Genomic DNA, 14,209 nt, shown 5'->3' with positions numbered 1-14,209 from the left:
TCCCCGCTCATCCTGCGGCGCGTGTCGCGCCGGAGGGTGGAATCTTCTTGCTCTTGATCGCGAAGGTCATGACGTCCTTGAAGACCGGCGCGGCGATCTGCCCGCCGAAGTGGCCCACCGTGGGGTTCTGCAGCACCGACAGGACCACCAGCTGCGGAGCGTCGGCCGGGCTGAAGCCGACGAACGAGGCGGTGTAGCCCTTGTAGTCGCCGATGGCGGCGTCGTAGCGGTTGGCGGTGCCGGTCTTGCCCGCCACCCGATAGCCCGGGATGGCCGCGGCCTGGCCGGTGCCGTCGGCCCCGACGGCGCCTTCGAGCATGCCGGTGAGCTGTTTGGCCGTCGCGTCGCTGACCACCCTGGTCTGCCGGCCGGGAACGGCCGGGACGAACACGCCCGACTCGTCGGTCTGCCCGGCGATCAGCTGAGGCTCGATGCGCACGCCGCCGTTGGCGATGGTCTGGTAGACGCTGGCCATCTGCAGCGCCGTGACCGACACGCCCTGGCCGTAGGCGATCGTGCAGCTCTGGCTGCCCGACCACTTCTGGTGGTCGGGCAGGATGCCCGCCTCCTCGCCCGGGATGCCGCCGCCCGGCCTGCTGCCGAAGCCGAAGGCCTTCAGCATGGCGTGCAGGCGCTCGTTGCCGATCCTGCGGGCGGCCTGGACGACGGCGGTGTTGCTGGACTGCGACATCGCCTTCTGGAAGGTCATCTTCTCGGTGGGGTGCGGGTGGGAGTCGCGCAGCACCTTGTCGAAGCACTTGATCTTGTCGGCGACCGTCAGGGTCGTGTCGGGCCGCAGGACGCCGCTCTCCAGCGCCGCCGCGGCCGTGATGACCTTGTTGGTGCTGCCCGGCTCGAAGACCTCCGCGGCGGCGCGGTTGACGAAGAGCGAGCTCGGCGCCCTGCCCCAGTTGCTCAGGTCGACCTCGGGCGCGTTGGCCATGGCCAGCACGTGGGCGTCCTTGACCGACATCACGATGACCGTGCCGCTGTCGGCCTTGGTGGCGGCGACCTGCTCGGCGATGGCCTTCTGCGCGGCCCACTGGATGTCGCGGTCGATGGTCAGGCGGATGTCGCGGCCGTCGACCGAGGGCTTGCGCTGGCTGCTGGTCATCGGGATGCGCTGGCCGTCGCGGCCGATCTCCACGCGCTGGGTGCCGTCCTGGCCGGCGAGCAGGGTGTTCTTCGCCGCCTCCAGGCCCGACAGGCCCGCGCCGTCGGCGCCGACGAAGCCGATGACGCTTCCGGCCAGGTCCTTGGCGGGGTACATGCGCTTGTAGTGCTTCTTGGCCGAGACGGTCGGCAGGTCGAGCTTGAGCACCGCGTCGGCCACCAGCGGCTCGACGTCCTTGGCGATGCGCTGGTAACGCGTGCTGGTCTTGGCCAGCTTGGCCAGGATGTCGGCCTCGGGCACGCCGAGGGCCGCGGCGAGCTTGCGCGCCACGTCGGGCCGCTTGGCCGGGACGATCTTGGAGGGGTCGAGGGAGATCTCGCGCGCCTCCACGGTCAGTGCCAGCGGGTTGCCGTTGACGTCGGCGATCGTGCCGCGCTTGGCGGGGATGTCCTCGGTGCGCACGCGGTTGGCGGCGCCGGCGGCCTCGTAGACCTTGGAGTCGAGGCCCTGCATCTGGATCAGGCGGCCCGCGAAGATCGACAGGATGAAGGCCATGGCGATGACGCCGATCTTGATGCGCCTGCGCGGGTTGCCCAGGCGCACGACCATCGGCGGGCGCGGCGGCTGCGGAGGCCTCGGGGGCGGCGGCTTGCGTCCGGGCGGGCCCGGTCGCCTCACACCCTCGCGCTGCGGGGTGGCGCCACGGGGGCGCGGCACGCCCAGGCCGGGCGCGTTGCTCTCGCCGCTTCGCCCGGCCGGTCCGCGCCTGGCCGACTCACGCGCCTGCCGGGACTCGCCCGTACGGCCCCGGCCGTCGGCGGAGCGGTTGCGCCCGTCGTCGGTAGAGCGGCTGCGGCCGTCGTCGGTGGATCGGCTGCGGCCGCCCCGCGATGGCGGGAACTCGTCGGTCTCGTCGTCGAACCGGCCCCGGCGCGCACCGTCGGCGGCGTCGTCGTCACGGCCCGGCCTGCCTCGCCGGACCCCGTCCATGTCGTCCTCACGACCCGGCCTGCTGCGTCGAACCCCGTCCGCGTCATCCTCACGGCCCGACCTGCCGCGTCGAACCCCGTCCACGTCGTCCTCACGACCCGGTCGGCTGCGCCGTACGGGGTCGGTGTCGTCGGGGCGGCCGCGGCGGGCGGAGTCGGTCTCGTCGGCGGGGCGGCGGTCGGCCGGGTTGCGGCGGTCGCGGCTGCGGGGCGGCTCGAAGCGCGGCAGGTCGATCGGGTCCGACGGCGTGGGCCGGCGGCGCGGCGGTTCCTCGGGACCCGGGCGGCCCGCCCCCTCGGAGCGGGCTGCTCCCCCGGACGCGCCGGGGCGCCCAGACCGGCCCGGGCCGCCCGGGCCACGTCGAACGGCGCCTGACCCTCCCGGAGAGCCGGCGCCGCCTGAGCTGCGGCCGGGGCCCTGGCCCCGGCCGCCGGAGTCTCTCACCGACCGTTACCCAGCCAGTTGATGCCGTCGTCGGGCGTCATGCCCTGGCCCTCGGCGCGCTTGGCCACCTCTTCCGGCAGCTGCGCCTGGTAGACCTCGCGCTCCAGCGAGGCCTTCTGCAGCTTGGCGGTGGCGATCTCCTCCTGCAGCTGCGTGGCGGTGATGGAGTCGCGGGCCAGGACGGTGTTGAGAAGGAGCAGGCTGACCAGCCCGCCGAGCATGAGTCCGACGACGAGCAGCACGAACGGCGTGCGCTGCTTGCGGGGGTTGCCGGGGCGGCGCGCCTGCGAGGGCACGCGGCGCGGCTGCGCTGCGACGCGCGGCCGGGGAACCGCACCGCTCGCGGGCCGCGCCGCGCGGCTCCTGGGCATGGTGCTACCGCGGCCCCGCTGGGGTCTGATCTCCTGCTCAGTCCTCGTCAAGTCGGATCCTCTCTGCCGCCCGCATCCGGGCCGAGGCCGCCCGCGGGTTGCGGGCCACCTCTTCGTCCGTGGGGAGCTCTGCTCCCCTCGTCAGGAGGCGGAACCGAGGCTGGTGCGCCGGAAGCGGCACCGGGAGCCCGGGCGGGCTGGTGTCCTTGGTTCGCGCCGCGAGGGCCTGCTTGGCCAGCCGGTCCTCGAGGGAGTGGTAGGAGAGCACGACGACCCTCCCACCGAGCGCCAGCGCGTCGAGGGAGGCGGGGAGCGCCGCTTCTAGAGCGCTCAGCTCCGCGTTGACCTCGATGCGCAACGCTTGGAAAGTCCTTTTGGCGGGGTTGCCCCCGGTACGTCGAGTGGCCGCGGGAATCGCCGCACGAACGATCTCCGCCAGCCGCAAAGTCGACGTTATGGCCTCCTTGGCCCTTTCTTGCACGATTAGGCCCGCGACACGCTGTGCGAACCGTTCCTCCCCGTAATCGCGAAGGATGCGGACAAGCTCGGGAGCGGAGTAGGTATTGACGACCACCTCGGCGGTGAGCTCCTGAGTGGAGTCCATGCGCATGTCGAGCGGGGCGTCGTAGGAATAGGCGAACCCGCGCCCCGCCTCGTCGAGCTGCGGCGAGGAGACGCCCAGGTCGAACAGGACGCCGTTGATCGTCTTACGGCCCGCGTCGGCCAGCACGGCCGGCAGGTCGTCGGAGGCCGCGTGCACGAGCGTGACCCGGTCCGCGTACGGCGCGAGCCTGCGTGTGGAGTGCTCGATCGCGAAAGGGTCGCGGTCGATGCCGATCAGGTGGAGACCGGGGTGTGCGGCGAGCAGCGCCTCGGAGTGGCCTCCCAGGCCCAGGTTGGCGTCGACGACGACGGCGCCGGGCGCCTCGAGCGCGGGAGCCAGCAGCTCCAGCACGCGCTCCAGCTGCACGGGAACGTGCACGCTCTCGCTCATCGTCGAACCCCCCTCTCGCGGCTGACCACATTCGTCGGCGAACAGCCCGGAACCCCCACCTTGTGTACTTTCGCCGACCCGGTGCCGTCCGGCCAGGTCCCCATCCGCATCCTCTGCTAGCGCCGACCCACCTGACACCGGGGAAGGTGCATCAGCTGGAAGGCGCACGGTTGCGGCTGGAGACCTCGCCGAACGACATCACCGACGGCCGGCCGCCTCAGGCGGCCTCATCTGCTAGAGAATCCCTGGCAGCACCTCCTCGGACAGATCAGCGAACGCCTGTTCCTGCTCGTTGAGGTAGGTGTCCCAGGCCGCCGAGTCCCAGATCTCGAGCCGGGTGTTGGCTCCGATGACCACGCAGTCACGTTCCAGCCCCGCGTACTGGCGCAGGCTCTGCGGGATCGTGATGCGTCCCTGCTTGTCGGGTGTCTCGTCGGATGCGCTGGCGAACAGGACGCGGCTATAGTCGCGTACCGCCTTGGCCGTGACGGGCGCAGTGCGGAGAGCCTCGGTAATGCGCTGGAACTCCTCTACGGGAAAGACGTAGAGGCATCGCTCCTGGCCCTTGGTGATCACAAGACCCTCCGCCAGCTCCTCGCGGTACTTAGCCGGCAGGAACAGCCGTCCCTTGTCGTCAAGGCGCGGTTGGTGGGTGCCGAGGAACATCGCCTCCCACCTCCCACGCCTTGTGAAGTGTCAGTGCGCTGGCGCACCGGCCCTCCACTGCGCACCACCATACTCCACTTCTCTCCACCGTCAACTGATTCCAATCCAGCTCAGCGCCACTTGACACAACGTTTCCGCAGGTCAAAGCGGTGGAGCGAAGTGGAGGGCACGGAGGGGCCCGACAGGGTGCTGGGCGTGTCGCCGAGCGCCGGAAGGACGGCGGGAAGCCCTTCTGCGGCGGCGATCCCGAACGCGGTGGAGGAAAGTGGAACGCCACGTCACGGGATTGGCACGTCCACGCGACAAGAACCGAACCCATCACCCCGACACTGAGTGTTCTGTCCGAATGTTCGGCAAAAGTCGCTTGCGAACCCGCCGCGTCGTAGGGTCGGTACACACAATGAAAAAGGAATGGTATGGCTCCCGCAAATAGCACCCCCGCGCGGGAAAGCCTTCACATCTCTCATGGAGGCCTGGTGGCAGTAACCCATGACGTCCCGCCTCAGCTCGATGAGCTGGTGTCCACGGCTCACCGGATTCGGCAGGCGATCGAATCGGTGATCGAGGGCAAGAGCGACGCCGTCCGCCTCACTGTGACCGTCATGCTCGCCGAGGGCCACCTCCTCATCGAGGACGTGCCGGGTGTGGGCAAGACGATGCTGGCCAAGGCCTTGGCGCGCTCCATCGACTCGTCGGTGCGGCGCGTGCAGTTCACTCCCGACCTGCTGCCCAGCGACATCACCGGGGTCAGCGCCTACAACCAGCAGACCAGGGAGTTCGAGTTCAAGCCGGGCCCGATCTTCGCCAACATCGTGGTCGGCGACGAGATCAACCGGGCCTCGCCCAAGACCCAGTCGGCGCTGCTGGAGTGCATGGAGGAGCACCAGGTCACCGTCGACGGCGTGACCTACGAGCTCGAGACCCCGTTCATGGTCATCGCCACGCAGAACCCCATTGAGATGGAGGGCACCTACCCCCTTCCCGAGGCGCAGCGCGACCGCTTCACGGCGCGCGTGGCCATGGGCTACCCCGAGCCCGCCGCCGAGCTGGAGATGCTCGACGTGCACGGCGGCACCTCGCCGATCGACAAGCTGCAGCCGGTCGCCACCACGGAGGAGGTGAAGGCGCTGATCGAGGCGGTGCGCGGCGTCTACGTCTCCCAGGCGGTCAAGAAGTACGCCATCGATCTGGTCGTGGCCACCCGCCACTCCCCCGACCTGCGCCTGGGCGCCTCGCCGCGCTCGACGCTGCAGCTGATCAGGGCGGCGCGCGCCCACGCGGCGCTGTCCAACCGCGACTACGTCATCCCCGACGACCTTCAGGAGCTGGCGGTGCCCGTGCTGGCCCACCGGCTGCTGCCCAGCGTCGAGGCGCACGGCCAGCGCCGTACCCCCGACCAGGTCGTCTCCGAGCTGATCCGGCGCGTGCCGGTCCCGGAGACCCGAGGCCGATGAGAGCCGGTACGGCGAGGACAGTGACGAGAAGGGCCGGGCCATGAGAGCCGGCGCGGCGATGACCCTGACGAGGAGGGCCGGGCCATGAGAGCCGGACTCAGCGCTCTCACCTCACGCGGCCGCTCCTTCCTCGCGGCGGGGGTGGCAGCCCTGCTCATGGCGGTGCTGCTGGGCGAGCACGATCTGCTGCGGATCGGCGTGCTGATCGCCTCCCTGCCGCTGCTGGCGGCGATGGTGGTGGCGCGCACCAGGTACCGCCTGTCGTGCGCGCGGCGGTTGTCGCCCGCACGCGTGGAGGCGGGCGGCGAGACCACGGTGACGCTGCGCCTGGAGAACGTCACCCGGCTGCCCACCGGGCTGTTGCTGATCGAGGACACCGTCCCTTACGCGCTGGGCGTGCGTCCCCGGTTCGTGCTCGACCGGGTGGAGGCGCGCGGCATCCGCGAGATCGACTACCGGGTCCGCTCGGACCTGCGGGGCCGCTTCTCCATCGGCCCGCTGGCCGTACGGATCACCGACCCCTTCGGCCTGGTCGAGCTGACGCGTGCCTTCACCATCACCGACACGCTCACGGTCACGCCCCAGGTGCTCTCCCTGCCTCACGTGCGGCTGTCGGGAGAGTGGACGGGCGGCGGCGACAGCCGTACCCGGTCGGTGGCGGCGGCCGGCGACGACGACGTGGCGCCTCGCGAGTACCGGCAGGGCGACGACCTGCGGCGGGTGCACTGGCGCTCGACCGCGCGGCACGGCGAGCTGATGGTGCGCCGCGAGGAGCAGCAGTGGCAGAGCCGCGGCGCGCTCCTGCTCGACACCCGCCGCTACGCCCACCGCGGCGAGGGCCCGCGCTCCTCCTTCGAGGTGGCGGTCTCTGCGGCGGCCTCGATCGGCGTGCACCTGGCGCACGAGGGCCTGGGCCTGCGGCTGGTCACCGACCAGGGCGCCGAGCACCTGACCGACAGCGGCGTGTCCCACTCGCTGCTCGACACCCTGGCCGTGGTCAAGGGCAGCCCCAACCGCTCACTCGACATGGGCATCTCCGCCCTGCGGCAGGACGGCGGCGACGGTCTGATCGTGGCGGTGCTGGGCTCGCTGGACCCCGAGGAGGCCAGAGACCTGGCCAAGCTGCGCCACGGCGGCGTCACGGGCGTGGCCGTCCTGATGGACGTGGAGTCGTGGGACGTGCGCTCGTACGGCTCGGCGGAGAACTACCAGACGGTGACGAACCTGATGGCGGGGTTCGGCTGGCGCATCGTCAGGCTGCCCGCGGGCGCCTCCATCGCCGCCGTCTGGCCTGACGCGGCCAACAAGAACCGTTTCACGCTCACGGGAGGTGCGGCATGAGGCTCTCGCTGGCGTCGGCCGTGGCCACGTTCGCCGTGGCGATCGTGCTCTACCCGCTGCTGTCGGGCGGCGGCTGGTTCTGGGGCTCGCTCGGAGCCGTGGTGGTGGTGTTCGGCGCGAGCGTGCTGTCGGGCAAGCTCGCCCTGCCCGCCTGGGCGGCGCCGTTCGTCGGCGTGCTGGCGATGCTGCTCTACATCACGGCCGTCTTCAGCGGCACCAAGGCCTGGGCGCTGCTCTTCCCGACCACCGACTCCATCCCGCACCTGGGCAAGCTGTACGCCGCGGGCTGGGCCGACATCCAGCGGTACGCCGCGCCGGTGCCCTCCAACACGGGTGTGTCGCTGCTGACCACCACGGGCGTGGGCGGGATCGCGATCATCGTCGACCTGCTGTCCACGCGGCTGCGCCGGGCGGCCCTGGCGGGACTGCCGCTGCTGGCGCTGGTCACCGTGCCGGCGACGATCCTCAGCGATCCGATCGGCTGGCCGTCGTTCATCATCGCCGCGCTCGGCTTCACCGGCCTGCTCATCGCCGACGGGCGCGAGCGCATCGGCCACTGGGGACGCGCGGTGCTGGTGCGCAGGACCCGCCACGCCACCTCGGGCCCGCGTGACACCGCCGACACCCGCGGGCTGCGGCTGTCGGGCAAGCGGATCGGGTTCGCCGCGATCGGCGCGGCGCTGGTGCTGCCGGCGCTGGTGCCCACGATGGAGCCGTTCCAGCCGTTCACCTTCGGCGTGGGCGGCTCGGGCAGGGGCGGCAGCGGCAACTCCATCACCATCCCCGATCCGGTGGCCGGTCTGAAGGGTCAGCTGCAGCTTCCGGAGAAGCGCACGGTGCTGACCTACTCCAACAGCGACAACCAGCCCAGGTACCTGCGGATCTACTCGCTCGACGTCTTCGACGGCGAGCAGTTCCGCATGACGCCGCCCAAGGGCGCGCCGGAGAACAGGACCGAGAACGGCCCGCTCCCCCGGCCGCCCGGCCTGGGCGACAGCACTCCGGTGCAGGAGGTCAACACCAAGATCCAGATCAGTGAGGAGGTCGAGGATCTCCGGTTCCTGCCGACCCCCTACCCCGCCTCCCAGGTGCGGGCCGACGGCGACTGGCGTGCCGACGTCAGCAGCCTGATGGTCTTCACCACCGAGGAGGACGCCTCGGGCATGGAGTACGAGGTCTCCAGCATCGAGCCGAAGCCCACGCCCGAGCTGCTGGCCGCCTCCCAGCCGGCCCCGGCCGACCGGGTCGAGCAGAAGCTGCTGGAGCTGCCGCCCGGCTTCCCGCAGGAGATCAGGGATCTGGCCGACACGACCACCGCCAAGGCGAAGAACCCGTACGAAGCGGCGACCATGCTCCAGGAGCTGTTCACCGACAAGACGAACGGCTTCACCTACAGCCTGCAGACGCAGGGGCAGAACAACAACGCCCTGGTCGACTTCCTGATCTACAGCAAGACGGGCTACTGCGAGCAGTACGCGGCCGCCATGGCGCTGCTGGCACGCGCGGTGGGCATCCCCGCCAGGGTGGCCATCGGCTACACCGGCGGCAGCAAGGTCGAGAACGGTTTCCAGGTCACGACCGCCGACATGCACGCCTGGCCTGAGCTGTACTTCGAGGGCGTCGGCTGGCTGGCCTTCGAGCCCACCCCGACGGCCTCCGCGCCGCTGGGCCAGGGCACCGCCCGGGTGCCCGGGTACACGGTGCGCCCGACGGAGCAGAGCTCCAGCACGACCGGCCCCGACAACACGGTCAACCCCGAGGTCGGCGAGGTGCCGTCCCTGAACCCCAACGCCCTGCGCAACATCCGCGAGCTGGAGCAGGACCGGCTGGCGGGCAACGGCAGCCTCATGGTCGAGGAGGGCATGCCGCTCTGGGGCAAGATCGGGCTGGGCGCGGCGGCGTTGCTGCTGCTCCTGCTCATCCCCGCCGCGATGCGCCTGGTCACCAGGAGCAGGCGGGTGCGGTCGCTGTCGTGGAGGATCTCGGGGCCGTCGGACGAGGTGACGGCCAAGACCGCGCGGGTCAGCCCGCCGGTGGCCGCAGCCTGGGCCGAGCTCGACGACGTGCTGTGCGACTACGGCATGGCCAGGCAGCCCAGCGAGACGCCCAGGGCGCTGGCCAGGCGGCTGACCGAGCAGCTGGAGTTCGACGCCGACGCGGCGAAGGCCATCGCGGCGATCTCCACGGCGGTCGAGCGGGTGCTGTTCGCCCGCGAGCCCGGCGTCATCGATCCGCTCAAGCCGCATCTCAAGACGGTACGGCGGGCGCTGGCCGACACGGTGACGCGCGGCCGCAGGCTGAGGGCGGCGCTGATGCCTCCCTCGACCATGCAGCGTATCCGCGGCCTGGGCGAGAAGCTGCTCGACGGCTTCGACCGGCTGGAGAACATCCGGCTGCGGCGCGGCGGCTCCGAGGAGGAGACGACGTCGCGGGAGCTGGTCAACAGGTGATCGGTCGGGCGGGTGGTCCCCGAGGGGTTCACCCGCCCGACTGCACCCAGGTCAGGACGGCCAGCACCCGGCGGTTGTCGTCGGCGCCCGGCTCCAGGCCGAGCTTGCCGAAGATGGCGGCGATGTGCGTCTCCACGGTCTTGACGCCCAGGTGCAGCCGCCTGCTGATGGCGACGTTGGAGCGGCCCTCCGCCATCAGTGTGAGAACGGACTGCTCGCGCTCTGTCAGGCTGTCGAGGCCGGAGACGGCGGTGCGCCGGGTGAACAGCCGCGAGACGATCTCGCTGTCGATGACCGACTCCCCCGCGATCACGCGCGACAACGCGTCGCGCACGGTGGCCGCGTCGTCGACCCGGTCCTTCAGCAGGTAGCCCACGCCGGACGGGCCGATCTCCAGCAGCTGCCTGGCGTAGGCGCTCTCGGCGTAGGTCGACAGCACCAGCAGGCCCAGCCCCGGATGGGCGGCCCTCAGGTCGGCGGCGCCGGCCAGCCCCTCGTCGGTGAAGGTGGGCGGCATCCTGATGTCGAGGATCACCGCGTCCGGCACATCCGTTGCGAGCAGCTCGTGCAGCTCGGCCAGGTTGCCCGCCTGACCGGCGACCTCCACGCCCACCGTCTGGAGCAGGAGGGCGACGCCGTGGCGGAAGAGGGCCGAGTCGTCGCAGAGCATGATCCGCATCAAGGGCTCCCGGCCGGTTCGGAGGGCGCGGCGGGCAGGTCCGCCCGCAGGAGCGTACCGCCGTCGGCAGGGCTCTGGACGGTGAGCGAGCCTCCCAGGGCGGCGACCCGGTCCTGGAGCCCGGCCAGACCGCCGCGCGGGGCGAGGACGGCGCCTCCCGTGCCGTCGTCGGCCACGGTGACGGTGATCACGTTCTCGTGGGCGGCCAGCGCGATCGTGATCCGGCGGGCACGCGCGTGCTTGATCGCGTTCGTCAGGGCCTCGCAGATCACGAAGTAGGCCGTGGTCTCCACGGCCGGGCTGACGGAGACGGGCGGGATGTCGATCTCCGTCTCGACCGGGAGCGCCTCCGCCACGCCGCGCACGGCGGCGGCCAGGCCGATCTGCTCCAGCACCGCCGGGTGGATGCCCCTGGCCAGGTCGCGCAGCTCCGACAGGGCGGCGCGCAGGCCGCTCCTGGCCTCGTCGACGAGTTCGCGCACCGCCGGATCGTCGCTGGTGGCCTGCAGGCGGCCCAGGGTCGCGGCCAGGGTGAGCAGGCGCTGCTGGGCGCCGTCGTGCAGGTCGCGCTCGACCCTGCGGCGCTCCGCGACGCCCGCCTCGACGATCCTGGCGCGGGACTCGGCCACCTGGCGGACCTGCTCCTGGAGGTCGGCGTGGAGGCGGGCGTGGTCGAGGGCGAGCGCGGCGGCCTCCAGGGCGGCACGCACCACGTCGTCGCGTCTGCGCAGTTCGGGTGCGGTGAGCACGTGGGCGCGGCCGGTGACGGGGAGCACGAGACGGTTCGATCGCTGCGGCGCCTCGCCGAGGACCAGATCCAGGTCCGGATCGGCCAGCGCGTCGCGCAGCGCCTGCCGTACCGACTCCAGGGTCGCCGGGCGGGCCAGGCCGGTGACCAGGTCGGCGACCCTGGCCCGGTCCAGCCCGCGGCTGACGGCGGCCGCCAGGAACGCCAGCGGGATCAGCAGCGGCGCGGCGACCTGCGAGATCGACACCACGTCGGGGACGTGGGCACGTTCCATGGGGTCGCCCGCCCCGGTGATCCACGGCATGACCATCCAGACGGAGGTGGAGATCAGCGCGAAGCCGTACACCGCCGAGGCCAGGAAGACCGGGGCGAGCTCGCGGCGTTCCAGCCCGCGCGACCTGAGCGCCCGGTGCACGACGAGGGCGAGCGCGGCCAGCACGACGGCGATCACCGACAACCAGTACAGGCCGTAGCCGGGACGCTGCTCGGCCCCGCTGGAGAAGACGGTCACCCACGCGAAGGGCGCCGCGGGCTGTCCCGGAGGGTCGGGATCCCAGGTGAGGTTGTCGGCGGCGTTGCCGATGAGGATGAGCGCCCAGGCCGCGGCGACGAAGCGCGGGTAGCCGATCCGCTCGCGCGGATAGCTCAGCAGGATCGTCATCAGGACGAGCGCCGGCACGGGCCTGGCCACGGCGGCGACGAACGGGTACCAGCCCCAGGCACGGTTGACGAGCTCCGCCGTCAGCTCCGCCCAGGCGGCGGCCACGAAGAGCACGCCGATCAGGCGCGACTCCGCCAGGAACAGGGCGCCCGTGGCGGCCAGCGCGACCTGGCCGACGAGCAGCAGGGTGGCCTTCGGGGCGTCGTAGGCGTAGGTGGGCCATACCGCCCACAGGCCGTACGCCAGGGTGGCCAGGATGATCGCCGTGGTGCGCATGGCCCCAGTCTCGGCAGCGTGAAGCACGCTGAGAAGGGGGTTAACCCTGAGCCGCACGACGAGAGCTCCCGGCGGGCAGCACGACGGCAGCACGCAGGAAGCCGTGGAGCGGTAACCGATTCGAGCGGACCGCCCCCCTGGCGGGAGGCGGTCATCGACGTTCTAGCGGTCGTCGTGACGACGACGCCAGCGTTCCTCCATGCGTTCCATGAAGGATCCGCGGTTACCACGACGCGAGCCCTTCGCCGGAGGCACCCCTGCCCCCGACGCGGCCGCGTCACCTATTCCACTCATACGCTTCCAGCTCGACAGGCCCCACAGACACGCGGCGAGCATGACCACGAAACCGCCGACGCCGAGCGGGATCATGTTCATGACCACGCCGACCATCAGCAGGACGATGCCGAGAACAAAGCCGATGGTGGCCTTGATCAGACGTCGCTTGTAATGGTTGCGTGGGTCACTGATCCTTACGGTGTTGGCCCACTTCGGGTCCTCGGCGTAGAGGGCCTGCTCGATCTGGTCGAGCAAGCGCTGCTCGTGCTCAGAGAGCGGCACGGCGCCTCCCAAGGACGGCCCCATAACGGGGAAGACGGCAACGGACGACACGGGGTGTCCGAACCTCGCGGTCGGTTATCCCCAGAATACGAGGCTGTAGACGTAGGCGAAAGAAAACGGCCAACGCAGACCAAACCGGAGGTGACAAAGAGATCATTCCCGCACCCCCGGACCTAGTCCCCACATGGCCCATCATGCATCCATTTCATCAAGTCGTCCTCGCACCAGTGAAGCCGGGACCACCGCATCGGGCCCGAAACGCCGGATCGCCTTGTCCATAGCCCTTTCCGCCTCTCTCCAACCGCTCTCGCGCTCACCCAGGCTGAGCTGGTGCGTCGCACCGTCGGCCGGGGTCAGCTGCTCCATGCGGACGCCGACGAGGCGCAGGCGGACCCGCTCGAGACCCGACGCCCCGAACAGGGCACAGGCGGTCGAGTAGATCTTCTGGGCCACATCTGTGGGTTCCCTGAGAGTTTTGGACCGGTTGATCGTGGAGAAGTCGGCCCGGCGAAGCTTCACGCTTACCGTCCTTCCCACATAGCCGCTCTTACGCATCCTGGAGGCCACGCGTTCGGACAATCTCAGGAGCTCGCGCCTGATCACCTCGGGGTCGTCGATGTCGACGGAGAAGGTCTCCTCGTTGCCGATGCTCTTGTCGGGCACGTGCGCGGTCACCGGGCGCTCGTCACGCCCCCAGGCCAGCGCCGCCAGGTGACCCCCCGCCGCGGGCCCCAGTTCGCGCTGGAGCGTCGGAACGGGCACTCTTGCCAAATCCCCCACAGTCCGGATTCCAAGCCGCGTGAGGGCCGTTTCCGTGCGTTCTCCGACTCCCCACAGGGCGCTCACCGGCAGCGGGTGGAGGAAGGCGACCACATCGGCCTCGGGCACCACCAGCAGGCCGTCGGGCTTGCACTGCTTGGAGGCCAGCTTGGCGACGAACTTGCTGCTCGCCACGCCCACCGAGCAGGTGATGCCGTAGCGCTCGCGCACCTGGGCGCGGATCAGCCGGGCGATCGTCGCGGGCGAGCCCAGCCGCTTGCGCGCCCCGCCCACGTCGAGGAAGGCCTCGTCGGAGGCGATCGGCTCCACCAGTGGCGTGACGGAGTGGAAGATCTCCATCACGCCCTTGGAGACCTCGCCGTACTTGCCGTGGCTGGGCGGGATGATCGTGGCCTGCGGGCAGACGCGCCTGGCCCGGCTCATGGGCATGGCCGAGTGCACGCCGTAGGCCCTGGCCTCGTAGGTGGCGCTGAGCACCACGCCGCGCCCGGACGGCGAGCCGACGATCACCGGCAGCCCGCGCAGCTCCGGACGCTCCAGCAGCTCCACGCTGGCGAAGAAGGCGTCCATGTCGACGTGGAGGATCGGGCAGCCGTCGTCGTCGACACCGCCACCGGCGCTGTCGCCCGCACCGCCCCGCGGAGTCGGCCCGACTCCGGTGATCTGCTTTCTCGCCACGCTTC

The 14,209-nt window shown here is 71.1% G+C and carries 11 protein-coding genes; 3 read left to right on the top strand and 8 right to left on the bottom strand.

Annotated features, from left to right (window positions below; genetic code table 11):
• Positions 1 to 7: 7 nt before the first annotated feature.
• The 4 genes from HNR30_RS05085 to mraZ all read right to left on the bottom strand — a co-directional run bounded on the left by HNR30_RS05085 (position 8) and on the right by mraZ (position 4,579).
• On the bottom strand, positions 8 to 1,723 hold the full coding sequence (locus HNR30_RS05085) for a peptidoglycan D,D-transpeptidase FtsI family protein (protein ID WP_446685823.1): 1,716 nt from the start codon (positions 1,721 to 1,723) through the stop codon (positions 8 to 10).
• A gap of 821 nt (positions 1,724 to 2,544) precedes the next feature.
• Entirely contained in the window at positions 2,545 to 2,919 is a 375-nt protein-coding gene (ftsL, locus tag HNR30_RS05080; protein ID WP_181608450.1) for a cell division protein FtsL, read from the bottom strand.
• 37 nt (positions 2,920 to 2,956) lie between these two features.
• On the bottom strand, positions 2,957 to 3,913 hold the full coding sequence (gene rsmH / locus HNR30_RS05075; protein ID WP_181608449.1) for a 16S rRNA (cytosine(1402)-N(4))-methyltransferase RsmH: 957 nt from the start codon (positions 3,911 to 3,913) through the stop codon (positions 2,957 to 2,959).
• 234 nt (positions 3,914 to 4,147) lie between these two features.
• Positions 4,148 to 4,579 (bottom strand): division/cell wall cluster transcriptional repressor MraZ, encoded by a 432-nt coding sequence (gene mraZ, locus HNR30_RS05070; protein ID WP_181608448.1) that lies wholly within the window; start codon positions 4,577 to 4,579, stop codon positions 4,148 to 4,150.
• 416 nt (positions 4,580 to 4,995) lie between these two features.
• Between mraZ and HNR30_RS05065 the strand changes: the two genes are divergently transcribed.
• The 3 genes from HNR30_RS05065 (at position 4,996) to HNR30_RS05055 (ending at position 9,824) form a co-directional block, all read left to right on the top strand.
• Positions 4,996 to 6,033, top strand: coding sequence for an AAA family ATPase (locus HNR30_RS05065; protein ID WP_376771727.1), 1,038 nt, complete (start codon positions 4,996 to 4,998; stop codon positions 6,031 to 6,033).
• Between the two features lie 84 nt (positions 6,034 to 6,117).
• The gene (locus HNR30_RS05060) at positions 6,118 to 7,374 is read left to right on the top strand and encodes a DUF58 domain-containing protein (protein WP_181608446.1); all 1,257 of its coding nucleotides are present in this window, start codon (positions 6,118 to 6,120) and stop codon (positions 7,372 to 7,374) included.
• Complete coding sequence (locus HNR30_RS05055; protein ID WP_181608445.1) at positions 7,371 to 9,824, top strand: transglutaminase TgpA family protein; 2,454 nt, start codon at positions 7,371 to 7,373, stop codon at positions 9,822 to 9,824. Before HNR30_RS05060 ends, HNR30_RS05055 begins: the two co-directional genes overlap by 4 nt.
• A 28-nt stretch (positions 9,825 to 9,852) precedes the next feature.
• Here HNR30_RS05055 and HNR30_RS05050 read toward each other — a convergent pair whose 3' ends face one another.
• The 4 genes from HNR30_RS05050 to dinB form a co-directional block, all read right to left on the bottom strand.
• Entirely contained in the window at positions 9,853 to 10,503 is a 651-nt protein-coding gene (locus HNR30_RS05050) for a response regulator transcription factor (protein ID WP_181608444.1), read from the bottom strand.
• Positions 10,503 to 12,188 carry a sensor histidine kinase gene (locus HNR30_RS05045; RefSeq protein WP_181608443.1) on the bottom strand — a complete coding sequence of 562 codons (1,686 nt, stop codon included), beginning with the start codon at positions 12,186 to 12,188 and terminating at the stop codon, positions 10,503 to 10,505. Before HNR30_RS05045 ends, HNR30_RS05050 begins: the two co-directional genes overlap by 1 nt.
• 162 nt (positions 12,189 to 12,350) lie before the next feature.
• Positions 12,351 to 12,746 (bottom strand): SCO2097 family morphological protein, encoded by a 396-nt coding sequence (locus tag HNR30_RS05040; protein WP_181608442.1) that lies wholly within the window; start codon positions 12,744 to 12,746, stop codon positions 12,351 to 12,353.
• A gap of 192 nt (positions 12,747 to 12,938) precedes the next feature.
• Positions 12,939 to 14,204: a DNA polymerase IV gene (dinB, locus tag HNR30_RS05035; protein ID WP_181608441.1), complete on the bottom strand. Its 1,266-nt coding sequence runs from the start codon at positions 14,202 to 14,204 to the stop codon at positions 12,939 to 12,941.
• Positions 14,205 to 14,209: the final 5 nt, after the last annotated feature.

It is taken from the genome of Nonomuraea soli (assembly GCF_013761175.1).
Taxonomy (GTDB): Bacteria; Actinomycetota; Actinomycetes; order Streptosporangiales; family Streptosporangiaceae; genus Nonomuraea; species Nonomuraea soli.
The sequence above is the reverse complement of the archived record's forward strand: the minus strand, read 5'-3'. Positions and strand labels throughout refer to the sequence as shown.

Bases quoted from the DNA above. Each gene is read 5' to 3' on its own strand.
- HNR30_RS05085 (WP_446685823.1), bottom strand. From the start codon at position 1,723: ATGGTCGTGCGCCTGGGCAACCCGCGCAGGCGCATCAAGATCGGCGTC.
- ftsL (WP_181608450.1), bottom strand. From the start codon at position 2,919: ATGCCCAGGAGCCGCGCGGCGCGGCCCGCGAGCGGTGCGGTTCCCCGG.
- rsmH (WP_181608449.1), bottom strand. From the start codon at position 3,913: ATGAGCGAGAGCGTGCACGTTCCCGTGCAGCTGGAGCGCGTGCTGGAG.
- mraZ (WP_181608448.1), bottom strand. From the start codon at position 4,579: ATGTTCCTCGGCACCCACCAACCGCGCCTTGACGACAAGGGACGGCTG.
- HNR30_RS05065 (WP_376771727.1), top strand. From the start codon at position 4,996: ATGGCTCCCGCAAATAGCACCCCCGCGCGGGAAAGCCTTCACATCTCT.
- HNR30_RS05060 (WP_181608446.1), top strand. From the start codon at position 6,118: ATGAGAGCCGGACTCAGCGCTCTCACCTCACGCGGCCGCTCCTTCCTC.
- HNR30_RS05055 (WP_181608445.1), top strand. From the start codon at position 7,371: ATGAGGCTCTCGCTGGCGTCGGCCGTGGCCACGTTCGCCGTGGCGATC.
- HNR30_RS05050 (WP_181608444.1), bottom strand. From the start codon at position 10,503: ATGCGGATCATGCTCTGCGACGACTCGGCCCTCTTCCGCCACGGCGTC.
- HNR30_RS05045 (WP_181608443.1), bottom strand. From the start codon at position 12,188: ATGCGCACCACGGCGATCATCCTGGCCACCCTGGCGTACGGCCTGTGG.